Source organism: Vibrio sp. Vb1018 (assembly GCF_033338775.1).
GTDB lineage: Bacteria > Pseudomonadota > Gammaproteobacteria > Enterobacterales > Vibrionaceae > Vibrio > Vibrio alginolyticus.
This window is the reverse complement of record NZ_JAWOTI010000003.1, coordinates 17562-42644: the sequence shown is the minus strand read 5'-3', so window position 1 is coordinate 42644 and position 25083 is coordinate 17562. Positions and strand designations below refer to the sequence as shown.

The following is a 25083-nucleotide window of genomic DNA, read 5'->3' as shown; positions in this document are numbered from 1 at the left end:
TACAAAATCATCATTAGAACTAGGCATCCCCGCTGTTTGAGAAAAACACGATCTCGATACAAGAATCCCTCCTTGACCTACACTATTCTCAAGCAAATAAAACGAATAACTTCCGAACGATAAAGAGTGAGAAACATGATTAAGTTTCCTGAACATTTTCTTTGGGGTGGTGCCATTGCTGCAAACCAAGTAGAAGGGGCGTACAACCTTGGGGGTAAAGGGTTATCGACATCAGACATGCTGCCAAACGGTATTTTGAGTCCGCATCAAACCCGTGAAGAGCGTACACCGGGTATCAAAGACGTGGCGATCGACTTCTACAATCGCTACCCAGAAGACATCGCGCTGTTCAAAGAGATGGGCTTTAACTGTCTGCGTCTCTCTTTGGCATGGAGCCGCATCTTCCCGAACGGGGACGAACTAGAACCTAACGAAGAAGGTTTGGCGTTCTACGATAAAATTTTTGACGAACTTGCCGAGCACAACATCCAACCTTTCGTGACCTTATCTCACTACGAAATGCCTTACGCACTGGTTGAAAACTATGGCGGTTGGGGCGATCGTCGCGTCATCGAATTCTTCGAACGTTATGCTCGCACAGTGCTGGAACGCTACAAAGACAAAGTGAAGCTGTGGTTAACCTTCAACGAAATCAATATGTCTCTACACGCACCATTTACTGGTGTTGGTTTGCAAGAAGGCGCCAGTGAACAAGAGATTTACCAAGCGATTCACCACCAGCTAGTCGCAAACGCAAAAGCGGTAAAACTTTGTCAGCAAATCGTACCAAACGGCAAGATTGGTAACATGCTGCTTGGCGCAATCAATTACCCATACACCTGTAACCCTGATGACGTGCTGGCAGCAATGCATGAAAACAACAAGTGGTTGTTCTTCGGTGATGTGCAAACACGTGGTCAGTACCCTGGCTACATGAAGCGTTACTTCCGTGAAAACGGTATCGAAATTCAGATGGAAGCAGGCGACTTAGAAGAAATTGCATCGGCAAGTGTCGATTTCATCTCATTCAGCTACTACGCAAGTGGCTGTGCAAGTGCAGACCCGAAACAGAAGGAAGTGGGTAACATTGTCGATAGCGTACCAAACCCATATCTTGAGAAGAGCCAATGGGGTTGGTTGATCGATCCAAAGGGTCTTCGCGTTCTGCTGAACTTCCTTCACGATCGCTACCAAAAACCACTGTTTGTCGTAGAAAACGGCTTAGGTGCACGTGATGAAATCGATGAAAACGGTGAGATTCAAGATGATTACCGCATCGCTTACTTGAACGACCATCTTGTTCAAGCACACGAAGCGATTCTGGATGGCGTTGAGCTGATGGGCTTTACCAGCTGGGGGCCAATCGATTTGGTCGCAAACTCAACCGCAGAGATGAGCAAACGTTACGGCTTTATCTATGTCGATCGTCATGATGATGGGCAAGGAACGCTAGAACGTAAACGCAAGAAAAGCTTTTTCTGGTATCAAGACGTGATTCGTACTTCAGGCGGTTCATTGAAAAGCTAAGCCGGTTGTCTAGGTATAAAGTGCAACTAGGCATTCGCCTAAACCATCAAGCCCTGCAATTGCAGGGCTTGAATTTTAAGGTGTTTATTCATTTAGAGATTAAACTGCAATCTCTCCACCGTCTTCACGTCGAATAACCACTGTCGCCGCTCGTGGGCGCACAGAAACACCAGCAGGCGTTTCTTCGGCTGCATCTTCACTGTATGGCCAGTTGCCTGGGTGCTGAATATTCACAAACAATGATTTGTAATCAGGGCTGATGGTAAAGCCTGTTACTTCACAACCATTTGGTCCGACAAAGAAGCGTTTCAATTCAGCTTGATTATCCGCACCAATCACAGCTTGATCACCATTCTCATCTGTTAGCTTAGATGGCACAACAGCCAACATTTGATCATTGGTGTAAGACGTGACTTCATCTGCGCCGTTATCAGTCTGAATCCACAAAATACCACGGCCATCAAACGCTAATCCGTCTGGGCTCGCAAACTGGTTTAGCTCATTCAAGCCAGAACGGTTGGTATCTGCATCACCATTTGCTGGCGAACCGAAGACAAAGATATCCCAAGTAAAGTCAGTTGCTGAAGCACCTTCATCCCAACGAATAACATGACCAAACTTGTTATTCAAACGTGGATTCGCAGGGTTGGTTTCATCTGTACGGCGCGTATTGTTCGTCAATGTTAAATATACTGAACCCGTGAATGGATCAACCGTACACCACTCTGGTCGATCCATTGGTGTTGCCCCAACTAAATCCGCCGCACCCGCAGTATTGATGATAATTTCAGCCAGTGAATCAAAGTGATCCGCTAATGTACCACCAGCGGTTGTTACGCTATCAAGCGTTAATGGTAACCAAGTACCTGTGCTGTCTTCATTGAAGCGCGCCACATACAGTGTGCCTTCGTCCATGTACTTGTCACCCATCGCCAAGCGGTTATCAGGGTTAGCATCTGCTGGATCCCACGCTGCCGCTGATTCAAATTTGTATAGGTACTCAAAGCGAGAATCGTGACCAGAATAAAATACCACTGGTTTGCCTTCTTCAAGCTTACCGAAAGTACAGCCCTCGTGACGGAAACGACCTAGCGCAGTACGTTTCTTCGCACGTGAGTTTTGCGTGTAAGGGTCAATCTCGACAATGTAACCGTGACCATTGGCTTCATTACGGTAATCATCCATCGCACTTGCTCCTGTTGGAGCCACATTAAAGCGAGAGAACTCATCAAGACGCTCTTCTGAATTTCCTGCTAATGTCTCCCACAAGTAGCGTGTACTTTGATCATCGACACCAATGCGATCTTGCTCTTCTGTACGAGTCCCGGCATTAACAAAGTAACCTGGCCAGTTCTCTTCACACGTTAAGTACGTGCCCCACGGCGTGTAGCCGTTGCCACAGTTGTTTAACGTACCACGCGCTTGGCTGCCATCTGGCGAGAAACGAGTGACAGTTAAAGATGTGTGGGCCACCGGGCCAGACAAATCCATGACTGTCGCACCAGTATAACGACGGTTTAGTGGATCGGTATCAACCAACTTCCACATGTTGTCTTCCAGTTGAATGCGAACCACTGACACACCGTGCGCGTTAATCTCTTTGCGCACTTCATCTACAATGGTACGTACGCCATTTTCAACCGTCGGACCATTTGGATGCAGTGCTGATGTGTCGATGTACTCGTGGTTAATACATAGCAAGCCATCTGTAGTGCTATCGTTCAATGGGAAAAAATGCATGCCGTCATGGTGCATGCCTAGCGCATTTAACTGATCGGTACTGGTGTTGGTACCATCATTTTGCCATGCGCTGCCTTGCGCATTAAGTGGTGTTCCCCAAGGTACTAGTACTTGTGCGGTGTAGCCTTGTGGAATTGAAACTGCGTCAGTGAGTGAGCCAGGGATAGATTCAAAGTTAAGAACGGCTTTAGATGCGCCCGAACCACTGCTTACTGTACTCCCTGAGTCAGACGAGTTACAACCAGCCAATCCGAAAGCACCAAACGCTGTCATCGCACTGATACCTAAACCACCTTTCAGAATGCTGCGTCGAGATAGGCTCGCTTCTAATACTTCTTCAAATGGTTTGTTTTCACTTTGGTTATAACGCGTCGCGTCAAAGGTTTCCTTGCTCATTTTTACTTTCCCGATCTTATAGTTTAATTAATAAATAGGTGATTAGTTGAACGGCAAGAAGTTTGGATAAGAAAAATGACAAAAGTGCTTAAAACATATGAAACTTGTGTTTCAACAATACTGCAAACCAACCAACACAGCTAACGAAGCAATTAAATTCTGGTCACATAATCACCAACTGTATCGCTTCATTCTGATTTTACTTGGGCTAAAGTATGATAGAAGGTATAAGGTGTACGAAATCAAATCATCTACGAGAGATAATCATGAAATTAGACAAGATCGATAACAAGAGCCGTCGTATCCGTAAAAAGCTGTTCTTAGGGGAGTTCGCAATCCTAGGTTTCGAGATCAGCTGTGAAACAGACATTAACGACTTCGACCGTTACGATGCATTCGTTGATGACTTTATCGACTACATTGACGAGCTTGGTCTTTGCTTCGGTGGCGGTGGTCTAGAACTGTTTGAAGGCTTCCTATGTTCTACTAACCGTTACGGCAGTGCGACTGAAGAACAGAAAGCGCAAGTTATCAAATGGTTAGAAGCACGCCCAGAAGTGAAAAGCGCGCAAGCGGGCGAACTAGTTGACGCCAACTACCTGTAACTAAAGGGCAACCTGTAATACGCAGAGCTCAATAAATGGTAGAGAAAGCTGGTCTTAAGACTGGCTTTTTTATTTTTGGAAGAATGCGATATTAAAAATAGGGTGCTTGGGAAGTTGCGCGGAGTGATTTTGGCGTTTTTGAGCTGGCAATCAACGGGAAACTGCGTTCCACAGCCAGCTCGTGCCTTTAGGTATAATTAACTATGATTTTTTAGCTGGGGCGTCTTTCGTGTCTTTCCAGTATTGAATACGCACACGATGTAGCTGAGCTCTTCTAGTCTTTTTCATAGTAAAGTCCCTCATCTTATATAAGTAACGCTCCTCATGGAGCTTATTGTCTAAGGTCGTATCCCCTTCAATCTATAAGGGAATCAATCATTTAACCGTGACCAATTTCACAACATAATGATAATTACCGATTTCTTGCAGCCTGTTTTTACTGGCAAACGGCATATTATCTATCTGACACAGTTAACTTACTCACCAGATATGACAGAAAAATGGCAATCAAGTTCCCTACTTATACTGTCATTGAATCTTAATAAGGATTAACAAGGTGGGCATTTCAGATTTACCATACTGTTTATAAAAACCGCAAGATTTTTTATTTCTTTTCAAACAAATCTCTACTCAAGATCAATTCACTTTCATCTTTATCGTCTCCCTTTTAACGCATTGTGATCCAGTTCAATCCACAGAACTCGGAACAAAAAGCGCTCATTAATACATTCACCACCAAACTTGTGCGATATCTCTTACAAGAGTTGTAAGCAAATAGATTAACCACGTCTAAGAGCAATGCCAGAAAAAACATTAAACATATGATTTAACAGTAATATTTAAATTCACTTAAAATAATAAGTAAAAATAATTTAGAAAAGTTAATTGAGTCAAATCAGCAAAACATCAATACTCAATTTGTCGACAGGATGTTGGCGGGAACAGGAAAAAAGCCTAAAGGATTGGGTATCTTCAGGATGAAGATTTGATAGCTTAGGATGAGTTGTCAGCAAGGATGTAGTTAAGCTCTAGGATAGAGTTCGCCCGTCAGGATGATAGGCAAGAATGGACACCGCTAGGAAGGCGATGAACAAGGAACTCGGTTAAAGGACTTAGCCACAATCAAGGATAGATGCAGGGAGCACCTATTAGTAGCTGGATTGCTGCGAAAAAGAATAAGCCCCGTCTGGGAAACCAGGCGGGGTTTTATTTTGTCTGTAATGTATTGATAAAGATTCATCTTTATCGTTTAAGTCTTCTCTGTTTTCATAAAACACCGTGCTATCATTTTCTTTACGTCTCCCAACAAAGCTCTCAGAAAATCACACACTATGCTTAATCCTGTTTGGTTACATACATTTAAGACATTGATTGAAGTCGGTCATTTTACGCAAACGGCAGAAAAACTTTTTATGACTCAGCCTGGCGTCAGCCAACACATCAAAAAATTAGAGCAAAGTTGTCAGCATGCCTTGATCAAGCGCGAAAACAAAAGCTTCGAATTAACCGAACAAGGCAGGATTGTCTACGCATATGCGCTCGAGTTAGAAGATAGAGAGAAGAAGCTGCTCGAAGAGCTCAGTTTTGATGATGCGTTTTCAGGCCACTGTAAACTGGCTTGTTCTGGTGCAATGGCGTTAATGTTGTATGGGCCCATTTTGGAGAAGCAAAAACAGCACCCGAGCTTATCGTTACATTTAGAAGCCGCGCCAAATCAATCTATTCTCAACGCCATAACGCAAGGGCACATTGATATTGGTATCGTGACTGATGTTCCCAACAAAGGTCTGTTTCACAGTGAGCGAATTGGTAAAGAGAGGTTGTGCTTGGTTCTGCCAAAGCAATATCAAAATAAGCAGATAACGCCACAACTCTTGCATGACTGTGGTGTCATTAGCCACCCTGATGCCGAGCATTACATGACGCTGTTTTTTGACCAATGTGAAGAACCACAGCTCCAAGAAATTAAGATGAGCGATTTACCATTATCCGGCTACGTAAATCAGTTGAGCCAAATTTTGCTGCCTGTCAGCAAAGGACTTGGCTTCACCGTGCTGCCTCAAAGTGCGGTCGACAATTTTCCACTAAAAGACACGTTATACATTGCTCAACTGAAAAACACTGTATGTGAAGAGCTATTTCTGGTTCGTAAGCGCAGTCGTGCTCTACCTCTGCGCTATCAGACCATCAAAGAAGTGTTATTGGATGTGATCGGTGGCGCGCATCAATGATGTTAGCCACTCTTCGCTGGTAATGCGTTCCTCTTGGCAATCCACCCAATATGGTTTGCCAGATAACCAGCTCTTTGACGCGACCTCTTTTATAAACACATCCACGGAATCAACGTCATCTTTGGCGTAATCCCATTTATTACGCATGTGTTCTGCCGCTTCTTGATTAGTGTACGCCTTGCCGTTGCGGATAAAGGTGCAAGAGGATTGCTCAACTCGTTTTATCAACGTCGAGATATCTTGCTCTACCCCTGCTAGTGCAAAGGTCGGCAGAATGCTTAATGTAAGTAACAACGTCCACTTTGCTTTCATCGCACCTTTATCCTTATCCCTGACCACGTAACTACTAATAGTAACTACTGATAAGTGACTTAACTATTCTGGTGTTTGGCTGTTTAGTTCAGCAATTATTGCCACCATGCCTGAGCAGGCTGAGGCTCCGCAATCGCCAAGCGTTGACCGATCTCAGGGCTAACTAACGTTACACCGCGCTCTTCACTGATGTCTAACGCGCGTTGCATCGGTTCATTCCAATCGTGCATCGATAAATCAAACGTGCTGTTATGGATCGGCATCATAACTTTGCCCTGCACATCGATGTGTGCTTGAACGCTTTGCTCTGGGAACATGTGAATGTCTGACCAGAGTTCATTGTACGCACCTGTTTCAATCATGGTGAAGTCAAATGGACCGTACTTTTCGCCAATCTCTTTAAAGCCATTGAAGTAACCAGAGTCACCACTGAAGAACACTTTGTGTTGTTGTGCATTGATAACCCAACTGCCCCACAGCGTCGTATCGCGGTCTGTCAAACCTCGACCAGAGAAATGCTGAGTCGGAGTTAGTGTATATTCAATGCCGTCAACAGAGTGTGACTCCCACCAGTCTAGTTCGATCACTTTCTCTTTGGGTACACCCCAATTCACCAGTAATTGGCCAACTTTTAACGGCACCAAGAAAGTGCCCACCTTGTCGCCTAGCACTTTAATAGAAGCTTTATCTAGGTGATCGTAATGGTCATGACTGATCACCACCACATCGATAGTTGGCAAATCTTCTATCGTGATGGGGGTTTGGTGAAAGCGTTTTGGCCCTGCCCATTGTACAGGAGACGCGCGATCACTGAATACAGGGTCAGTCATCACCAGTTTTCCATCGAGCTTCATTAATACGCTTGAGTGACCCAGACGATAGATGACGTCATCTTGCTCTTCTAACAGTTGCCGCGCTGTGATCACATGCACTGGAATTTCAATCGTTGGTGTTGGGTTAAGGCGCTCAGTCGTAAAATACGCTTTCATGATTTCGAACATGTCGCCCAAACCGCTTTTGTATTCCAACTCTGTATTTGCAAATTTGTCCGGGTATGTTGGCGCTTTTTCAGTATCAACATTAGAACAAGAAATCATTGATGTACCCATCGCGAACGCTCCTACTGTGGCTAGCAAAGTTTTTTTCATAAAAAGTTAACCCGAACAAAAGTAAACTACACGGTGCAGTTTACATTCTAATTATCAAAAGTAAACTACTTAGTGTAAAATAGATCAAGAAATGATCTTCTTAACTTAGCAAGCTTATGAATGTAAAAAGAAAAAGTCGTAGCGAAACCAAAAGAGAAGCCATCTTGTGCGCGGCAAGGCAAGCGTTCCAAGAGTTTGGGGTGCAAAACACCAGCATGGATAAGCTCTCTGCAATCGCACAAGTCTCTAAGCGCACGGTCTATAATCACTTCCCTTCTAAGGAAGCGATCGTGACGGAGTTGCTGAGTGAGCTTTGGCGTTCGTCAATGATGGAAAGCGATATTAAACGCTTGGCCACTCTGCCACTCAAAGATCAATTGATTGAATTACTCTACAGCGAGATCATTGTGGTAACGGAACCAAACTATATTGAGCTGGCAAAAGTGGCATTTGGGCACTTCTTATTTAAGCCGGAAGATCTCAAAGAACAAGCAGAACAAATGTCGAAACAGGAAACCGCCCTGTACCGCTGGCTTACTGAGAAATCGAACAGTGGCGCTTTGCAAATTGATGATGTACATATAGCAAGCACTCAATTGCACAACTTACTTAAAGGCAGTGCATTCTGGCCGCAGTTAATGGGAATTCGCCCCTCTTTGTCGAATGAAGAATCTAGGCTGTTAGCTACCCAAACGGCGGAACTTTTTTTAAGTCACTATCAAAACAGCTAAAAACAGCGGTCAAATTGGCCGCTTTTTTAAGCGATAATTCGTGACAAAGCGATGAAATTTTTGCTCAATTTTATTTATCTCACCCTTGACAGTCTCATACCGCAAGGCGTGAGCGTTCGATAAAATATTTTTGTCGTGTCGACGATGCTTTTTCGTTTTCATCTCACAAAAAAACGCCCTAAGGTGCGCACCTCTGACGACGTGGTTGTTCAACCACAATTCTAAATCGTTGAAGTAAGTAGGTTATGTCATAACATGATCACCTGCCTACTGCATTCTATGCTCTATACTTATATTTTAATTTGGTACTGACTTACTAAGGAATTGCCATGCGTATTGCTATTCTCTCTCGTAATGAAAATTTATATTCAACCATGCGCCTAAAACAGGCGGGTGAAGAACGTGGGCATCAAATCGATGTGATCGACACGCTTCACTGTTATATGGACATTACGAGCAACAACCCTAAGATCCGCTACAAGGGTGAAGAATTACCGCAATACGATGCTGTTATTCCACGTATTGGGGCATCTATTACGTTTTACGGCACTGCTGTTGTACGTCAGTTTGAAATGATGGGTACATTTTGTGTCAACGAATCTGTCGCGATCAGCCGCTCTCGTGACAAGTTGCGCTCATTACAACTGCTATCACGTAAAGGCATCGGTTTGCCACGCACTGGCTTTGCTCACCATCCTGACAACATTCAGGACGTGATCAAAAACGTTGGTGGCGCACCTCTAGTGATTAAATTGCTAGAAGGCACTCAAGGCATTGGTGTTGTACTTGCTGAAACAAATAAAGCGGCAGAAAGCGTGATTGAAGCTTTCATGGGTTTGAAAGCTAACATCATGGTGCAAGAATTTATCGAAGAAGCAAAAGGCGCGGACATCCGTTGTTTTGTTGTCGGAAATAAGGTGATTGCCGCAATGAAGCGCCAAGCAAAAGAAGGCGAGTTCCGTTCCAACCTTCACCGTGGTGGCTCTGCACAACTCGTGCGTTTGAGCAAAGAAGAGCGTGCGACCGCTGTAAATGCAGCGAAAGTGATGGGCTTGAACCTTTGTGGTGTGGATATCCTTCAATCTAAAAATGGCCCAGTGGTAATGGAAGTGAATTCTTCCCCTGGTCTAGAAGGCATCGAACTAGCAACGGGTAAAAACATTGCAGGTATGATCTTCGATTTTATCGAGAAAAACGCTAAGCCAAATTCAAACCGTACTCGCGGTAAAGGTTGATTTTTGTTTAACGTACAAGAGAGCCAAAAACCGGCTCTCTTGTTACTCGTCGCTAGGATGACACTATGAATCAGAAAATGATCATTGGGAATGCCGAAGCTATTTGCTTGCCAGAGTTAGGGATTACTCACCTTGAAGCGCGTATTGATACAGGCGCTCAAACCTCTTCATTACATGTAGACAATATTGATTGCTTTGAAAAAGATGGTCAGTCTTATGTTGCATTCGATCTGCACCCAGATGTATACCATTTAGAACAAGTGGTTCGCTGCACAGCGAAACTAAAAGCAAACCGTAAGGTTAAATCTTCTAACGGTACTTTTGAGCACCGCTGCGTGATCACGACGATGCTGCGTATAGGCGACCAACAATGGCCAATCGACATTACGTTGACTAACCGTGAAAAAATGACTTACATGATGTTGTTAGGTCGTCAGGGCATGGCAGACAAAGTGCTCGTTGATCCTAGCCAATCTCACTTATTGGCATCTTAACCCCGTAGCTTCAGATGAGTGATCGAACGTTTTTGTTGAGCATCACTCGTCTGGCTTTATCTTCGCCTACTTCCTACGAAATAACGCAAACAACAATCCCTTCGCTTTAACTTTTGTCACTCGCCAGTGCGTCATTGGCTTAGTCGGCGCTGTATTCAAAATGTGCTGATACGCTTTTTCATCCAAAGTCACCTCTCCCCCATGTGCCAGAAGCAAACATTGCGGATTCATCTCAAACACACGCTTTAATGATTGCCGATATTGATTCGGATGAAATATGGGAAACGGCGCAATCAGATGCTTTTTCACCTGCACCATTAAATCCGCCACATACAGCACATCTTGTTCAGAATGATAAACCGACAGATCTCTGTCGGTATGCCCAAGCGTTTCTAGCACCTGCCAATCATCAAATCCAGGAATAAACTCTCCATCAATAAGTTCAATATCTGGCTTTAGCTTGCGGGAATACCACAGGTTTTGCTTTGGTTTACGCATCCGATTCGCCATCCAGCGTGCTAACATCAAATCGGTCAAATGCATTAGCCAACCGTCTACACCGCTATACCACTGGTTCTCTCGCTTTGCGGCCAATAGCTTGCATCCTGTTAAATCACGTAGTTTGTGCGCACCACCAGCATGGTCTGGATGCATGTGGGTCACAACAACCAACTTTAGGTCAGAAAAAGGACGATGGAGTTGATGTTCAATAAAGTCTTTAAGATGAGGGATGTCTGCTCGACTGGCACCATCAAGCAACAATAATTTATCGGAATATTCGGCGAGATACATGGTCTGAATGTACCCCTGAATTCTGTGCAGCTGCAAAATATGTCCTTATTTTAGTGAGATGCTTCATGACCGAATCCTTACTGGTCAGACCAACTATAACAGCAGAATGGAAGCTTCGGTAAACAAATATTCACACGTAGCGACGACAACAAATCATAATCGAGATGATAGATTTTAATCATTAGACTCAAGGGCCCTTTTATCCGTTAATGCGCGCACACGGAGTTCGTGTCAGGGTATGAGGTAAATACCTCATGATTTGCTTTTTTGTACTTTTCCTTCTAATTAATTAAGGAGTTAAGTACATTTTTGTGAGAATCGAGTTGGAAAAAGCAACTAAATTAGACCGCATCCGCGCGGACTACAACGTTCACTACTGGAGCCAAGGTTTCTACGGCATTGATGACCAAGGCGAAGTATATGTATCACCACGTAGTGATCGTGCACATCAAATCCCTTTCAGCGCTATTGTAAATGAGCTAGAAGCGAAGCAGTTAAATCTGCCTGTATTAGTACGCTTCCCGCAAATCGTGCACCAACGTGTGCACGGTATTTGCCACGCATTCAACCAAGCAATTGAAGAATACCAATATCCAAACAAATACTTGTTGGTGTACCCAATTAAAGTAAACCAACAACGTGAAGTGGTGGATGAAATTCTAGCGAGCCAAGCTCAACTAGAAACCAAGCAGCTTGGTCTTGAAGCGGGTAGCAAGCCAGAATTGTTGGCGGTACTTGCATTGGCTCAACAAGGTAGCTCCGTGATCGTGTGTAATGGCTACAAAGACCGAGAGTATGTGCGTCTTGCACTGATCGGTGAAAAGCTGGGTCACAAGGTATTCATCGTACTAGAGAAGCTTTCTGAGCTGGATCTGGTACTAGAAGAAGCGAAAAGTTTGGGCGTAAAACCGCGCCTTGGTTTACGCATTCGCCTCGCCTCTCAAGGCGCAGGGAAATGGCAAGCAAGTGGCGGTGAAAAATCGAAGTTTGGTTTATCAGCATCGCAAGTGCTTAGCGTTATTGAACGCCTTAAACGCGAAGGCAACCTAGACGCGATGCAACTGGTTCACTTCCACCTTGGTTCACAGATGGCAAACATCCGTGATGTACGCAATGGTGTGAACGAGTCTGCACGTTTCTACTGCGAACTACGCGCGCTCGGTGCAAACATCGAGTACTTCGATGTGGGCGGCGGCTTGGCAGTGGATTATGACGGCACACGCAGCCAATCATCGAATTCGATGAACTACGGCCTTGCAGAATACGCACGTAATATCGTCAACACAGTGGGCGATGTGTGTCTGCAATACGAACAACCAATGCCAGTGATCATTTCGGAATCGGGTCGCTCGCTAACAGCGCACCACGCTGTATTGATTTCTAACGTAATTGGTACCGAGTCGTACCTACCGGAAGAAGTACATGAGCTTGATGATGACGCTCCGCTTTTGCTACAAAACATGTGGCGAAACTGGGAAAACTTGCAAGATGGTACAGACGCTCGTGCGTTAATTGAGATTTACAATGATACCCAAAGTGATTTGGCAGAAGTGCACTCTCAATTTGCTACAGGTGTGCTTAACTTGGAACAACGTGCGTGGGCAGAACAATTGTCACTGCGCATTTACTTCGAATTAAGCCGCAAGATGAGCACTAAGAATCGCTTCCACCGTCCGATTCTGGACGAGTTGAGCGAACGTCTTGCGGATAAGTTCTTCGTGAACTTCTCTCTCTTCCAATCTCTACCAGATGCTTGGGGTATTGATCAGGTTTTCCCTGTTCTGCCACTTTCTGGTCTTGGCGAGGCGGAAGAGCGTCGTGCAGTGATGTTGGACATCACATGTGACTCTGATGGCGCGATCGATCACTACGTTGATGGTCAAGGCATCGAGAGCACGCTACCTGTACCAGCTTGGAGCAAAGACAAACCGTACTTAATGGGCTTTTTCCTAGTAGGCGCATACCAAGAAATCCTTGGTGACATGCACAACCTATTTGGTGATACCCACAGTGCTGTAGTCAATGTTGATGAACACGGTCAATTTGAGATCAGTTACATCAACGAAGGTGATAGTGTAGAAGACATGATGCGCTACGTTCATATCGACGTGGATGCGATTCGTGACAATTATAAACAATTGGTTTCACAGCGAGTTGAAGCCAATGAACAAGCACAAATCCTAGCAGAACTAGAACAAGGTCTAGCAGGATACACCTATTTAGAGGACTTCTGATATGAATGATTTGTTTACTAAAACTGATTATTCGCTTTACTCCAACTCTATGTCGTTTTTACGTCTGCCGTACATTCGTAACCCGGTATCGGCAGACGCAGACGTTGTGGTGTTGGGAGTCCCTCTGGACATGGCAACATCTGGTCGTCCAGGTGCGCGTATGGGTCCAGATGCAATTCGCCGTGCCTCAGTCAACTTGGCATGGGAAGGTAAGAAGTTCCCGTGGAGCTTCAACGTATTGGATAAACTGAAAGTGATCGACGCAGGTGATCTCGTGTTCGATTGCGGTGATGCGGAAGATTTTACTTACCGCCTTGAAGCGGCAACCAGTGAAATTCTAAAAAGTGGTAAAACCATGTTGGGATTGGGCGGTGACCACTTCATCACGCTACCTATCCTACGTGCCTATGCGAAGCATCATGGCCAAATAGCTTTGATTCACTTTGATGCTCATACGGACACCTATGCAAATGGTAGTTCATACGACCACGGTACGATGTTCTACCATGCGCCGAAAGAAGGTTTGATCTCAGCGAAGAACTCAATACAAATCGGCATTCGTACGGAGTACAAACAGCAAGATCACGGCTTCAATGTGATTAATGCGATGCAAGCGAATGACATGTCGGTGAACGAGATCCTAGAAGAAATTCGTCGCACCGTCGCAGACAAGCCAGTGTATGTTACTTTTGACATCGACTGCTTAGACCCGGCCTTCGCACCGGGAACTGGTACACCAGTTTGTGGTGGCTTGAACTCAGACAAAGCGCTGAAAATTATTCGTGGTTTAGCCGGCATGAATATCGTGGGTATGGATGTTGTCGAAGTATCGCCTCCATACGACCACAGTGATGTTACCGCACTAGCGGGAGCAACCATCGCACTAGAAATGCTTTACGCATACGCATCTGAGCGCGAATAGACATAATCATTTCTAAGGGAGCTTCGGCTCCCTTTTCTTTCTGATGCCTTCCTCTACCTTTTATTCACTCGTTTCATCTTGAACTCAGATCAACCGAGCAGACGCTTTATTTTTGCACTTTAACCATTAAAACCAGTTACCTATAAGGCTCATTCTATTCACGAAAAGTAAAAGATTTAACGTAATTAGACAAAGAAATGCACCGCTTTTTGAAAACAAAATCGGATTAGTTTTTCTAACTGAAATCATAGATTTTTATCTTGCTCAACTTCACACTTTTCGATTGCTAATTATACAAGCAAGCACTATTATCTCGCGCAAATACCCCCGCAACACAAGAAGTCAGTTGGCACTCTGTAAAAGAGCGCTAAGGGTTTTTACGTCTTAAATTTTTTGGAGAGATACGCAAATGTCTGCTTCGTTTCCATTAGCGAAACTTACCTTTTTAATCGCTATATTGACTGCCGTGGGTCAAATGACCCAGACAATGTACGTGCCTTCAATCGGTCATATGGCGGGCGAGTTTTTGGTATCTGCGTCATCACTTCAAGCTGTGATGGCTTGTTACCTAATCCCATATGGCTTGTCGCAATTTGCGTATGGCACACTATCGGACCGCTTGGGACGCAAACCGATCATCATCGTCGGGCTGCTTATCTACATCGCGGGTACACTGGTAGCATTATTTGCACATCAATTTGAATGGTTCTTGATTGGTAGCTTTATCCAAGGCTTAGGTATTGGCTGCGGCGGTGCGATGTCACGCACTCTGACTCGCGATTGCTTTGAAGGCTCTGATCTACACAGAGCAAACAGCTTAATTAGCATGTGTGTGATTTTCTCACCTTTAATGGCACCAGTATTAGGCGGTTACCTAACAGAAGCTTTCGGATGGCGGTCAAGCTACTTGTTCTTAGCGCTATTTGCTATCGCGGTTGTGATCACCATGATGACAAGCATGATGGAGACACTACCAAAAGAGAAACGCAAATTCGAACCAGTAGCCAAAAGCTACAAACACGTTTTGTCTGACCGTCGCTTTCAAGGCTTTTTGATTTGCCTGGTTGCAACATTCGCTGGTGTGGGTGTATTCGAAGCGGCGGCTGGGGTGTTGTTAGGTGGGGTATTAGAATTACCGGCAACAACGGTAAGTTTGCTGTTTATATTGCCGATCCCAGGTTACTTGGTGGGTGCTGGCTTATCTAGCTACATCGCAAGACGTCGCTCTGAGCGTCGTGCTTTAAACGTAGGCTTGGTCTCTATTTTTGTGGGCTCTGCTATTGTGCTCATCCCAGGCTTGTTTGGTTTAACCACGGCATTAACGCTTGTTGGAGGCGCAACCGTGTACTTTTTGGGTGCGGGTATTCTCTTCCCAGCAGCAACAACTGGAGCGATTGCGCCATTCCCATACCATGCAGGAACAGCAGGCGCGACATTGGGTGGTATGCAAAACTTGGGGGCAGGTGTCGCAACTTTGCTCGCGTCACTATTTCCAGCGCATAACCAGATGCCTTTGGGCATTTTGATGATGGCAATGTCGGTAATTGCAATGCTTGGGTTAATGTGGGTGAATCGAGCACACAATCACTCAAACGAAGTACCGCAAGTTATCTGATCATTATCAGCTTACTTTCAAAATCCAAAAGGGACACACTCAACAAGTGTGTCCCTTTTTTCATATCACACTATATCGATTTCCCGATGAGAATGATTTAACTTTCGAATTGATATTTGTTAAAAATAACAGCTGCTTACACAATGTGTTTTCAGCTTCCTTCAAATTGAGTAGCCAACTCGAAAATATTGAGGATTCTCACTTTTTCGGCATACCCCATAACAAAGAATGGACAACTGAAAACCACTAACAAAATGAAAGCCCAGCCCTCAGGATGAGGCCACTTGGGTGTACAATAAGGATAAAATCAGATGCGTTTCACTTTAACTACGTTGGCCGTCTCGGTCGCGCTTGTCGCCGGATGCAGCAATCAAGGAATCCCCAGCATGACTCAATACTCCCAAACACAGATCGTTGCTCAACAAACTCAAGCTCCGGTTGCGAAAAAAATCCCTCACGCGATGACTATTCATGGCGATACCCGCGTTGATAACTACTACTGGATGCGTGACGACGAACGTAAAGACCCTGAAATTTTACAGCACCTAGAGACAGAAAATCAGTACGCAGAAACCGTTCTAAAGCACACTGAAACACTTCAAGATACGCTATTTGAAGAAATTAAAGGGCGCGTCGCAAAAGACGACAACTCAGTACCGGTTCGTAAAGGCAACTACTTCTACTCCAGTGAAGTGACCGGAGATAACGAGTACGAAGTCCATTTGCGAGCTAAAGACTTTGCAGGCAAAGACAAACAAATCATTTTAGATGTCAATGAACTAGCAAAAGAACATGAATTTTTCAGTATCGGCGGCCTATACGTTAGTCCGAATGAAAACTTATTAGCGTATGGCGAAGACACATTAAGCCGCCGCGTGTACACCCTTAAGATCAAAGACCTGACAACAGGCAATTACCTACAAGATGAAATCGAAGGGGCCTCAAGCGCTGTCGCATGGCAGAACGATAACAACGCCTTTTACTACATCAAAAAAGATCCACAGACCTTATTGGGCTACCAAGTTTATCGTCATGTATTGGGCACACCACAAAGCAGCGATGAGCTGATTTTTGAGGAAACCGACAGCGCCTATTACACCTCACTAAGCAAAAGCAAAGATGGCGAAGATATTTATATCTGGCATTCGAGTACAGAAACCAGTGGGGTCTCTATTATTGATGCGAACAACCCTAAAGCAAAGGCGAAACCGTTCTATCCTCGTGAAGATGGCATTGAATACAGTATTTCTAAGCTAGGCGATTGGTACTACATTTATACTAACTATCAAGCCGTCAACTTCCGTTTGATGAAAGTTCATCAAAATGACATGCATGACCGCTCTAAATGGCAAGATGTGATTGCCGCAGACGACAACACTCAACTTGTCGACTTCGAGTTGTTCGATGATCACATCGTCTATGAGCAGCGCTCTAACGGCCTAGCAAGCGTCACTGTACGTCAGCTTTCAACAGGAAAAGAACTCCCCCTCACATTTAATGACGATGCGTTTGCTGCCTATTTGACAGGTAACCTAGAGCTGGATAACGAGAAAGTTCGTATTTATTACAGCAGTTTAACCACTCCAGGAACCTACTACGATTTCGATCTAAAAACGGGCGGGTCAGAAATCATGAAGCAAACACCTGTACTTGGTGATTTTAATCCTGACAATTACCAATCAGAACGCATCATGGTCACAGCCCGTGACGGTAAAGAAGTACCCGTTTCTTTGGTGTATCGTAAAGACTTATTTAAGAAAGATGGTACGAATCCACTCTACCAATATGGTTATGGATCTTATGGCGCAACCATTGAGCCAACTTTCCGCTCGACACGTTTGAGCCTATTGGATCGCGGCTTTGTTTACGCCATCGCTCATATTCGTGGTTCTGAAATGCTTGGCCGCCCTTGGTATGAAGACGGTAAAAAACTAACCAAGCAAAACACATTCAACGACTTTATTGATGTGACTAAAGGTTTGGTTGAACAAGGCTACGGCGCGAAAGATAAAGTCTTCGCTGTTGGTGGCTCTGCAGGAGGTCTCTTAATGGGGGCTATCATCAACCAAGCACCAGAACTGTACCGCGGTATCGGTGCACATGTTCCGTTTGTGGACGTGGTAACCACTATGCTCGATGAATCAATTCCATTGACCACCAATGAGTATGATGAATGGGGTAACCCAAATAACAAAACATACTATGACTATATGTTGAGTTACTCGCCTTACGACAACATCAAGGCGCAAAACTACCCGAACATGTTGGTAACGACTGGCTTGCACGACTCTCAAGTACAGTACTTTGAACCAATGAAGTGGGTCGCCAAACTTCGTGAAATGAAGACAGACGATAACGTCTTGTTGTTCAAAACCGATATGGAAGCCGGACACGGCGGCGCATCTGGTCGATTTAAGCGCTTAAAAGAAGATGCGCTAGAGTATGCCTTCTTCCTCGATTTACTCGATAAAAAATAAGCGTATTAATAGAACTGTATCTCTAACAACAAAAAATGCCCGCAAGTTGCGGGCATTTTTATAGACGCACTCTCTAAACAAAGAGTGGGGTTACCTAAGCACAGAATGACTAGCGTCTCTTATAGCCAAAGGATAGCAGAAAGAAAAACGCCTACTCACAACGAGTAGGCGTTAACACAATAAATGTGTTTAGGCAGTAGAAACTGGCCTATTTATTAGAAGTAGTAACGAGCACCTAGAGTCCAGTAGTCGTTCTCTTTAACGTCGATATCATTACCTAGGTCAAACTGGTAAGCTGCAAACGTTACAAACGCCGGAGTTACAGCATACTCAGCTTGTAGAGCTGATTGACTAAATAGCGTGTCGTTAGCTTTATCATCTTCAACAGCTTCGTAGTTAACGCTGAATGTCCAATCATTAACGCCGTAGGCAAGTAGAGCCTCCAACTGAGCAGTCTCTTCGTAAAGAGCACCATCATAAGTAAAGAAGTAATCATTCATGCCGTATACTACTGCTGCGTATAGACCTGAACCGTATTGACCATAGTTTACAGAGAATAGGTGTGATTCAGCTGTTTTAGTTCCTAGGTTCTGTTCCTTAATATCACCACCGCTGTATACGTACCCTAGGCCAAAGCCAGCTATAGAGCCGCTCAATGCAATTTGACCACGTTGCTCGTAAGTTACGGCGTCTGAAGTTTGCTCACCTTGCCAACCTAGACCTAGGTTGAAAGCAAAACCTTCACCAAATTCAAAACCTTTACGGTAACTAAGCATTTTATCAGCACGAGCTGAACCTAGGCTACCGTGGTTGCTGTACAAGAAATCGTTCGCAAACGCGATAGGTAGATCCGCAACGCCAGCGACATCGTAGTACGGTGACCATTGAGTACCTGCTACTAAACGGCCAAACTGCTCATGAGTAGCACCGATGTAACCTAGACGAGTTTTGAATGACTGTTCACCACCGTTTAGGTAGTTAAGCGCCCATTCACCTTTAGCGTCGATAGTAATACCGTTGCCAATGTCCTTCTTACCCGCAACGTTAATACGTGGAGACACTTGGTGAACTTTTACATCTTCTTCGAAATACTCACCCACGCCAACTGAAACGTGACCGCCGATCGATAAAGATGTACCATCGCTGTTGTAAACTTCTGCTGCGAAGGCCTGTGAACCACATGCTAGTGCCGCCACTGCAACGGCTAGAGTTTTCATTTTCATTGTTAACATCCGTATAGTTGTTTGTACCGGTTCGCTTAGACACAGATTAAATCCGAATCAATCGCAACGAACACATAACAAAGTAGTAATGAAATAGAAATGAAACAAACACTTTCTTATGCAACCAGTGGTATTAATGCTCACATTTTGAAATTGATCACAAAAAAATAGGGAACTTTTCATTCCCCATCATAAAATCTGTGGCTTTTTACGTGTCACATCTCCCAACGTGCGAGTGGCTTCTCAGTTTTGATACCCTTACTGCCCCAGCGGTCAATAACATCAATTTGCAGTATGCGGCTCGGTTTAATAAGCGATGTCAAGGTTTTCGACGGTCGTTTATCCGTCACTAACCATAGCGTTTTATCTTGTTCAAACTGAGCTTTTAAAGATAATTTGTCTTCTTCTGTCCACTCAAATTCCGGCTTAAATTCGCGCCCAACCACAAACAATTGGTTGCCAGAGGCAAAGTCCTCTAGTGACTCACTCATCAGTACCACTGAATCGATGCCTTTATCGAAGATCTCTGCCTGTTGTTGGTTGATCAGTTCACGCACATTGAGCATAAGAGCCTGTTGATTCGTTTGAATCGTCTTTTGGTGTTCAGGATATACACGTTGTAGATCCTCTCCAACAATACCCGCCATTCGGATTAAGTTTGTAGGGTTAAGCCACGCGTACTTCGATGTTGACCCGTTTTCCAATGTCAGTACTGCAACTCCTTGAGCTCTAGGAGAAATGGCCTGCGATGCATCGATTTCAATCAAGTGAATGTTGCCCTGTCGAGCATAAACATAAGTCGGGTCTTGTTTCCAAATCGCACCAAGAGTAATAGCAACCGTCGCGGCTTGACCCGCTTGCTTAACTTGCTCTGTACCTTTATTTGCGAACCAGTTCTCAAGACGCTCAACGCCGTAACGCTTTGGAGGCAGATACTGAGTCTCTATCCCTGTACCTTTCATGAGTTGCTCAGACAACATGTACGTGACGGGAGTGCTGGTTAAAATGTCTTTGGCGCTTGCCAACGATGGAAGTGTCGTCGCTATAACCAAACCAAAAGTTATCGCTAATTTTTTTATCTTCATGTTCATTACTTTATAAAAAGGGTTACGCTTTTTGGATAATTCGGTAAACCGTTGCTGTTAGGAAAAATGCCGCAGAAACAATGATGATGGATGCGCCTGATGGCACTGGTAGCTCAAGCTCCATCGGCAGTATGGTTCCTACTAAACACGCAATGGTTGCCAATAAAGAAGAAAGGAGAACAAAACTGCCCATGCGTTTAGTCAATAACCGAGCCGTTGCACCAGGAATCAGTAGCAATGCACCAACCAATACAGCGCCAATAATCTTTACCGCGGCGATGGTGACCAAGGTGATCATCATGACAAATAAGTAATCATAAAAGCTGGTATTAAAGCCGCGTACACGTGCAATATCCGGGCTAATACAAGTCAGCAAAATGCGGTTAAACGTTGGAATAAGAAGCAGTAATATGATCAAACAACTGATCGCTAAAATAAGGATATCGTTGTCCGTCACAGTCAAGATCGAGCCAAACAACACGTTCTCCAACATGTGAATGTTGATCTTGCGAGCAACGTACATTAACAGCGCAGCACCAACCGCTAACGCTAGTGCAAGAAAAACCCCAACCAGTGTGTCGTAAGGTACATTCGTACGATTACGAACAAAGTGAAGCAACAGCGCAAAAATCATACAAAAGCTAAACAATCCGATGATCGGATTCTCTGGCGGCTCACCGAGCAACACACCAATCGCGATTCCGGTAAGCGCAGCATGCCCAACCGCTTCAGAGAAAAAAGCCAGTCGCTTGGCGATGACTAATGTACCAAGACCACCAAGTAATGGTCCTAATATCAGCGCTGCAACAATTGCGTTCACCATGAAAGCATAAGAAAAGCTATCGCTTAACCATCCAGCTTCAACGCCGCTAACCGCTAACTCTCGCAACCAATCCATTATGCAGCCTCCACTTTTGCTGTGTAGTGCTTGAATAATGTTTCTATACGATCAGGACTTAGTACATCTGAATGGTGCCCTGACGCCACAATTTGACGATTTACAACATGGACCTGCGCATCTAAACGGCGCACTGCGGTCACGTCATGGTGTACTGCCAGTACCGTTTTGCCTTCTCCAACGACTTCATGAATCAAACCTTCAAGATATCGAACACCTTGCTCATCCATGCCAGTTGTAGGTTCGTCTAAAACCAATAAATTGGGCTCATCCAGTAAAGCTTGCGCAAACAAAACACGCTGTTGCTCACCGCCAGAGAGTTGCCCCATACGACGGTCGCTACGCGTTGCCATACCCACGCGATCCAGCTGGGCCAGGGCATGTTGAGTTTGTTTCGTTTTACGTCGCCAAAATAGAGGGATACGGGTTTGGTTAAGCAGTACAAAATCCATCACGGTTAACGGGAGGCTTGCTTCAAACATCGCTTTTTGTGGCACATACCCTATCTTCCCCGATGCAGCTGATGGTTCTGGCCAATTGAGTGCAATGTTTCCCGAAAATGGCGTAAGTCCAAGTACCGAACGAAGCAAAGAAGTTTTCCCACCACCATTCGGTCCCATAATCACGTGACATTTCGCGTTCTCGAATTCGGCGCTGATGTTCTGCAAAATGATATTGTCGGCGTATTTTAGGCCCACGTTACTTAAGGAAACGGAAGGTCCAGTCATTACGCCTTTTCCCCTGCTCGCTTACTCGCCACAAATTTCATGGCTTCGATTAGTGTTTCCACATTATCTCGCATCTCAACCTCAACTTTATCGGCCTCATACTCACCGTGAGTCATGTGAGAAAAGCGATAAAGCTGCACCCCAGTCGCCTCTTCGATGGTATCAACAAAGCGATTCGGCATATTGAGCTCATAAAACAGAACATCAATGCCCGATTCACGAATTTTCTCTATCGTTTCCTGTAGCTGACTTGCACTTGGTTCTACACCATGAGCAGGCTCAATGACAGCGGCAACGTCAACACCAAACTCCTGAAGGATATATCCGTAAGCATTGTGGGTTGTCGCCACCTTCATACCAGCCGTGTCCAACTCACCAAGAGACAACATTGCATCACGCTTCATCAGGCGAAATGTTTTCGCGTATTTACGAGCATTTTGGCGATAGAACGTAGCATTGTCTGGGTCCAATTGGCTTAGCTCACTCGCGATGGTGTAAACCTTTTGAATGGTTGTTGATAGACCGACAAAGGTGTGAGGGTTCACTGCTCCTTGACCAACAGACTGCCCCATAGCGGGCAATAAAGGCACTTCTTTGTTCGCTTCTATAACCACGAGATCATCACGCTGAGAAGCCTTGATCACTTTCAGTGCAAAATCGTCATGACCAATACCATTGATCACTATTACGTCCATTTCATTTAAGCGCTTAAGATCATTAGGTTGTGGCAAATAGTTGTGAGGATTAAAACCAGCATCAACCAAAGGAACGATGTCCGCCTTCTCACCAACAACGGCTTTAACATAGCTGTAATAAGGTTGAAGCGTAATACCAATACTGAGTTTATCGGCAGCAAAGCCAGTAGAAGACACCGTCAATAACGCGGTGGCTGTAAGAATACGACGTAAAAGAGAGCGTTTGATCATAGTACTTATCAATTATGTTGTCTTAATGGGCGTGAGAATGAGAGGAAGAGTCTGACAGAACGATTTGTTTCCACCCGAAATCGTGGCGTTTAGCTAGATCGCTTAGTCCCTCCACATTTAACGAACGGCTAGAATCATTAAGCCAAATATCAGCTTGAGAACTGCGGCTATCCAACAGCATGGAAGCAGAGCCTTGGGCACTGGTCTTCACGCCAATGTAGACACCGTCATCAATTCGTTGCCACTGATGAGAACCTTTACGCTTCCAGTTTTGGTCTTTCACGAACGGAGCAATCCAAAGCACCTCCATATCAGAGATCTCAGGCCAAGTTCCGGTATCTAACTGCAAATCACGAATCTCTTCATGAGCGAGCTTAAGCTCAGCGATCAACCCCAACTCATTTTGATGTAAATCCGTGATTAACACTTGATGAGACTGCATGTCTGGCTTTTCAGTCGCGACCTGATGGTAGGGCATAAGTATGGCTGCTGAACTGAGAATTGCTGCGATTGTCAGTGCGACCCACTTTCCTTCTCGGTTACCATCATCAGGGCGAACTTTCTGTACACTCATTTCTCTTTCAGCTCAACGATATCCACTTCCACCGGGCTTTCATGTCCGGCATCAAATACCAAATAGAAATCTGTTTCAGGGTGAGTAAATTCTGCGATGGAACGCTTATCTGTTTTTTCTTTGGCGATCAGATTGTCGTCGTAATCGTACATTTCGACATCGTAGTCGACCGCTGTCGATCCATCCGAGTAGCCCGCTTCACAAATCACTTTATCTTGCGCCAAGTGACAGCTCATCAGAGGAAAATGTGCAGCAGCGTGAAAGGACGCAAATCCAGAAAAAAGCAAAACCGCTTTTAGAAGAGAAGTGTTATTCATGATAATTCCAAAATGGCCCAGCAATTGCTGAGCCTAATTCGATTAGTTAAGTTGAGTTTCAAACGTAAGGTGAACATTGGCACTCGCTTTATCCGCCAATGGATTATCTTTTAATTCACCTTTGTAGTTCGCTTTCATTAAGTAGCGCCCGGCGACTTCTGGCGTGAAGATCACTTTGCCATCTTTATCGCTCACCACATCGATTTGTTCTTGATGGTTTCGGTACATGGTACCTTCACGTGTAATCTCAGCAGTAACGCCCTCTTGTGGCTCTCCGTTAAAGAAAAACTGGAAAGTCACAGGCTCACCTTCAATGATGTCCGATGGATGCGTGATCGGTTTCATCTCCAGCATTTTGCCTTCAATCTCCAACGCTTTGTCCGTTGGCATACCAACCGTAATGTAGCTTTCTGCTCGGGTGTAACTTAGTTGAGTAACCACATCACGCGCTTGCTCAGGAAGCACGTCACCACGCTCAGCTTTGTTTGCTCGCGCCCATTTCACCGTATCACGACGGCCCGCTTTGTATTGTGTGTAGTAGCTCGGCTGATTATTAATCGCGACTTTGTGCGTGCCTTCTTCTGTAAAAAAGAAATCAAACATAGAGCGACGCTTGCCACGAACAACAAAGTTAGGACGCTCAGAGCGGCCATCCGGCATCACCACAAATGCCTGGTCACTACCCGCAGGCTTATCAAAAACAAACGTTCCGTGAGAGGCAGTAACATCAAATGTCAGCCAGTCACCGCCTTCTTTAGAAACCGTAAAGTGAGAGGGCAGAACCCAACGTGGATGTGCTTGTGCGGTGGTGGTTACAGCCAATCCCATTGCCATTACACTCGCCAATGCCACTGCTTTCATTTTGGTTTTCAT

The 25083-nt window shown here is 44.8% G+C and carries 22 protein-coding genes; 10 read left to right on the top strand and 12 right to left on the bottom strand.

All coding sequences use genetic code 11. From position 1 onward, the window contains the following. Nucleotides 1-135 precede the first annotated feature (135 nt). On the top strand, nt 136-1527 hold the full coding sequence (locus tag R7Z10_RS04875; RefSeq protein WP_213971483.1) for a glycoside hydrolase family 1 protein: 1392 nt from the start codon (nt 136-138) through the stop codon (nt 1525-1527). A 99-nt stretch (nt 1528-1626) separates the two neighbouring features. Here the strand turns inward: R7Z10_RS04875 and R7Z10_RS04870 are convergent, their stop codons facing one another. Then, nucleotides 1627-3663, bottom strand: coding sequence for a PhoX family phosphatase (locus R7Z10_RS04870; RefSeq protein ID WP_130546491.1), 2037 nt, complete (start codon nt 3661-3663; stop codon nt 1627-1629). A 266-nt stretch (nt 3664-3929) separates the two neighbouring features. Here R7Z10_RS04870 and R7Z10_RS04865 point away from each other — a divergent pair, with 266 nt between their 5' ends. Together R7Z10_RS04865 and R7Z10_RS04860 are read left to right on the top strand one after the other, a co-directional pair. Beyond that, nucleotides 3930-4268, top strand: a complete 339-nt coding sequence (locus R7Z10_RS04865) for a YggL family protein (protein WP_054701928.1) — start codon at nt 3930-3932, stop codon at nt 4266-4268. Between the two features lie 1331 nt (nt 4269-5599). Next, entirely contained in the window at nt 5600-6499 is a 900-nt protein-coding gene (locus tag R7Z10_RS04860; RefSeq protein WP_017819717.1) for a LysR family transcriptional regulator, read from the top strand. Here the strand turns inward: R7Z10_RS04860 and R7Z10_RS04855 are convergent. Together R7Z10_RS04855 and R7Z10_RS04850 are read right to left on the bottom strand one after the other, a co-directional pair. Continuing rightward, nucleotides 6467-6811, bottom strand: a complete 345-nt coding sequence (locus R7Z10_RS04855; protein ID WP_033906240.1) for a DUF5329 family protein — start codon at nt 6809-6811, stop codon at nt 6467-6469. The genes R7Z10_RS04860 and R7Z10_RS04855 overlap by 33 nt on opposite strands. A 95-nt stretch (nt 6812-6906) precedes the next feature. Continuing rightward, nucleotides 6907-7920 (bottom strand): MBL fold metallo-hydrolase, encoded by a 1014-nt coding sequence (locus R7Z10_RS04850; RefSeq protein ID WP_053349394.1) that lies wholly within the window; start codon nt 7918-7920, stop codon nt 6907-6909. A 155-nt stretch (nt 7921-8075) separates the two neighbouring features. Between R7Z10_RS04850 and R7Z10_RS04845 the strand changes: the two genes are divergently transcribed. From R7Z10_RS04845 to R7Z10_RS04835, 3 genes are all read left to right on the top strand, one after another. Beyond that, on the top strand, nt 8076-8690 hold the full coding sequence (locus R7Z10_RS04845) for a TetR/AcrR family transcriptional regulator (protein WP_132936949.1): 615 nt from the start codon (nt 8076-8078) through the stop codon (nt 8688-8690). Between the two features lie 329 nt (nt 8691-9019). Continuing rightward, nucleotides 9020-9925 carry a 30S ribosomal protein S6--L-glutamate ligase gene (gene rimK, locus R7Z10_RS04840; protein ID WP_005374224.1) on the top strand — a complete coding sequence of 302 codons (906 nt, stop codon included), beginning with the start codon at nt 9020-9022 and terminating at the stop codon, nt 9923-9925. Between the two features lie 65 nt (nt 9926-9990). Further along, on the top strand, nt 9991-10419 hold the full coding sequence (locus R7Z10_RS04835) for a RimK/LysX family protein (RefSeq protein ID WP_132936948.1): 429 nt from the start codon (nt 9991-9993) through the stop codon (nt 10417-10419). 66 nt (nt 10420-10485) lie between these two features. Here R7Z10_RS04835 and R7Z10_RS04830 read toward each other — a convergent pair whose 3' ends face one another. Then, a complete protein-coding gene (locus R7Z10_RS04830; protein ID WP_165935377.1) occupies nt 10486-11211 on the bottom strand; it encodes an MBL fold metallo-hydrolase in 726 nt (241 codons plus the stop codon). 311 nt (nt 11212-11522) lie between these two features. Here R7Z10_RS04830 and speA point away from each other — a divergent pair, with 311 nt between their 5' ends. The 4 genes from speA to R7Z10_RS04810 all read left to right on the top strand — a co-directional run bounded on the left by speA (nt 11523) and on the right by R7Z10_RS04810 (nt 18459). Next, nucleotides 11523-13445 (top strand): arginine decarboxylase, encoded by a 1923-nt coding sequence (gene speA, locus R7Z10_RS04825; RefSeq protein WP_102970217.1) that lies wholly within the window; start codon nt 11523-11525, stop codon nt 13443-13445. Between the two features lies 1 nt (nt 13446). Then, entirely contained in the window at nt 13447-14367 is a 921-nt protein-coding gene (gene speB, locus R7Z10_RS04820) for an agmatinase (protein WP_318104156.1), read from the top strand. A 409-nt stretch (nt 14368-14776) separates the two neighbouring features. Further along, nucleotides 14777-15982: a multidrug efflux MFS transporter EmrD gene (gene emrD / locus R7Z10_RS04815; protein ID WP_005374234.1), complete on the top strand. Its 1206-nt coding sequence runs from the start codon at nt 14777-14779 to the stop codon at nt 15980-15982. Between the two features lie 311 nt (nt 15983-16293). Further along, nucleotides 16294-18459 carry a S9 family peptidase gene (locus tag R7Z10_RS04810; RefSeq protein WP_318104153.1) on the top strand — a complete coding sequence of 722 codons (2166 nt, stop codon included), beginning with the start codon at nt 16294-16296 and terminating at the stop codon, nt 18457-18459. Between the two features lie 215 nt (nt 18460-18674). Here the strand turns inward: R7Z10_RS04810 and R7Z10_RS04805 are convergent, their stop codons facing one another. The 8 genes from R7Z10_RS04805 to R7Z10_RS04770 all read right to left on the bottom strand — a co-directional run bounded on the left by R7Z10_RS04805 (nt 18675) and on the right by R7Z10_RS04770 (nt 25083). Then, entirely contained in the window at nt 18675-19682 is a 1008-nt protein-coding gene (locus tag R7Z10_RS04805; RefSeq protein WP_191115964.1) for a porin, read from the bottom strand. Nucleotides 19683-19897: 215 nt separating this feature from the next. Further along, nucleotides 19898-20767, bottom strand: coding sequence for a metal ABC transporter solute-binding protein, Zn/Mn family (locus R7Z10_RS04800; RefSeq protein ID WP_047102837.1), 870 nt, complete (start codon nt 20765-20767; stop codon nt 19898-19900). 22 nt (nt 20768-20789) lie between these two features. Further along, nucleotides 20790-21665 carry a metal ABC transporter permease gene (locus R7Z10_RS04795; protein WP_005393560.1) on the bottom strand — a complete coding sequence of 292 codons (876 nt, stop codon included), beginning with the start codon at nt 21663-21665 and terminating at the stop codon, nt 20790-20792. After that, nucleotides 21665-22393: a metal ABC transporter ATP-binding protein gene (locus tag R7Z10_RS04790; protein WP_017635536.1), complete on the bottom strand. Its 729-nt coding sequence runs from the start codon at nt 22391-22393 to the stop codon at nt 21665-21667. The genes R7Z10_RS04795 and R7Z10_RS04790 overlap by 1 nt, the downstream gene beginning before the upstream one ends. After that, nucleotides 22393-23319: a metal ABC transporter solute-binding protein, Zn/Mn family gene (locus tag R7Z10_RS04785; protein WP_005374249.1), complete on the bottom strand. Its 927-nt coding sequence runs from the start codon at nt 23317-23319 to the stop codon at nt 22393-22395. Before R7Z10_RS04785 ends, R7Z10_RS04790 begins: the two co-directional genes overlap by 1 nt. A gap of 22 nt (nt 23320-23341) precedes the next feature. Next, entirely contained in the window at nt 23342-23893 is a 552-nt protein-coding gene (locus R7Z10_RS04780) for a DUF6162 family protein (protein WP_318104147.1), read from the bottom strand. Continuing rightward, on the bottom strand, nt 23890-24210 hold the full coding sequence (locus R7Z10_RS04775; RefSeq protein WP_005374251.1) for a hypothetical protein: 321 nt from the start codon (nt 24208-24210) through the stop codon (nt 23890-23892). The genes R7Z10_RS04780 and R7Z10_RS04775 overlap by 4 nt, the downstream gene beginning before the upstream one ends. A 42-nt stretch (nt 24211-24252) precedes the next feature. Continuing rightward, complete coding sequence (locus R7Z10_RS04770) at nt 24253-25083, bottom strand: DUF4198 domain-containing protein (protein ID WP_005374252.1); 831 nt, start codon at nt 25081-25083, stop codon at nt 24253-24255.

Coding starts and splice junctions, on each gene's coding strand:
- R7Z10_RS04875 (WP_213971483.1), top strand. CDS start 136: ATGATTAAGTTTCCTGAACATTTTCTTTGGGGTGGTGCCATTGCTGCA.
- R7Z10_RS04870 (WP_130546491.1), bottom strand. CDS start 3,663: ATGAGCAAGGAAACCTTTGACGCGACGCGTTATAACCAAAGTGAAAAC.
- R7Z10_RS04865 (WP_054701928.1), top strand. CDS start 3,930: ATGAAATTAGACAAGATCGATAACAAGAGCCGTCGTATCCGTAAAAAG.
- R7Z10_RS04860 (WP_017819717.1), top strand. CDS start 5,600: ATGCTTAATCCTGTTTGGTTACATACATTTAAGACATTGATTGAAGTC.
- R7Z10_RS04855 (WP_033906240.1), bottom strand. CDS start 6,811: ATGAAAGCAAAGTGGACGTTGTTACTTACATTAAGCATTCTGCCGACC.
- R7Z10_RS04850 (WP_053349394.1), bottom strand. CDS start 7,920: ATGGGTACATCAATGATTTCTTGTTCTAATGTTGATACTGAAAAAGCG.
- R7Z10_RS04845 (WP_132936949.1), top strand. CDS start 8,076: ATGAATGTAAAAAGAAAAAGTCGTAGCGAAACCAAAAGAGAAGCCATC.
- rimK (WP_005374224.1), top strand. CDS start 9,020: ATGCGTATTGCTATTCTCTCTCGTAATGAAAATTTATATTCAACCATG.
- R7Z10_RS04835 (WP_132936948.1), top strand. CDS start 9,991: ATGAATCAGAAAATGATCATTGGGAATGCCGAAGCTATTTGCTTGCCA.
- R7Z10_RS04830 (WP_165935377.1), bottom strand. CDS start 11,211: ATGTATCTCGCCGAATATTCCGATAAATTATTGTTGCTTGATGGTGCC.
- speB (WP_318104156.1), top strand. CDS start 13,447: ATGAATGATTTGTTTACTAAAACTGATTATTCGCTTTACTCCAACTCT.
- emrD (WP_005374234.1), top strand. CDS start 14,777: ATGTCTGCTTCGTTTCCATTAGCGAAACTTACCTTTTTAATCGCTATA.
- R7Z10_RS04810 (WP_318104153.1), top strand. CDS start 16,294: ATGCGTTTCACTTTAACTACGTTGGCCGTCTCGGTCGCGCTTGTCGCC.
- R7Z10_RS04805 (WP_191115964.1), bottom strand. CDS start 19,682: ATGAAAATGAAAACTCTAGCCGTTGCAGTGGCGGCACTAGCATGTGGT.
- R7Z10_RS04800 (WP_047102837.1), bottom strand. CDS start 20,767: ATGAAGATAAAAAAATTAGCGATAACTTTTGGTTTGGTTATAGCGACG.
- R7Z10_RS04795 (WP_005393560.1), bottom strand. CDS start 21,665: ATGGATTGGTTGCGAGAGTTAGCGGTTAGCGGCGTTGAAGCTGGATGG.
- R7Z10_RS04790 (WP_017635536.1), bottom strand. CDS start 22,393: ATGACTGGACCTTCCGTTTCCTTAAGTAACGTGGGCCTAAAATACGCC.
- R7Z10_RS04785 (WP_005374249.1), bottom strand. CDS start 23,319: ATGATCAAACGCTCTCTTTTACGTCGTATTCTTACAGCCACCGCGTTA.
- R7Z10_RS04780 (WP_318104147.1), bottom strand. CDS start 23,893: ATGAGTGTACAGAAAGTTCGCCCTGATGATGGTAACCGAGAAGGAAAG.
- R7Z10_RS04775 (WP_005374251.1), bottom strand. CDS start 24,210: ATGAATAACACTTCTCTTCTAAAAGCGGTTTTGCTTTTTTCTGGATTT.
- R7Z10_RS04770 (WP_005374252.1), bottom strand. CDS start 25,083: ATGAAAACCAAAATGAAAGCAGTGGCATTGGCGAGTGTAATGGCAATG.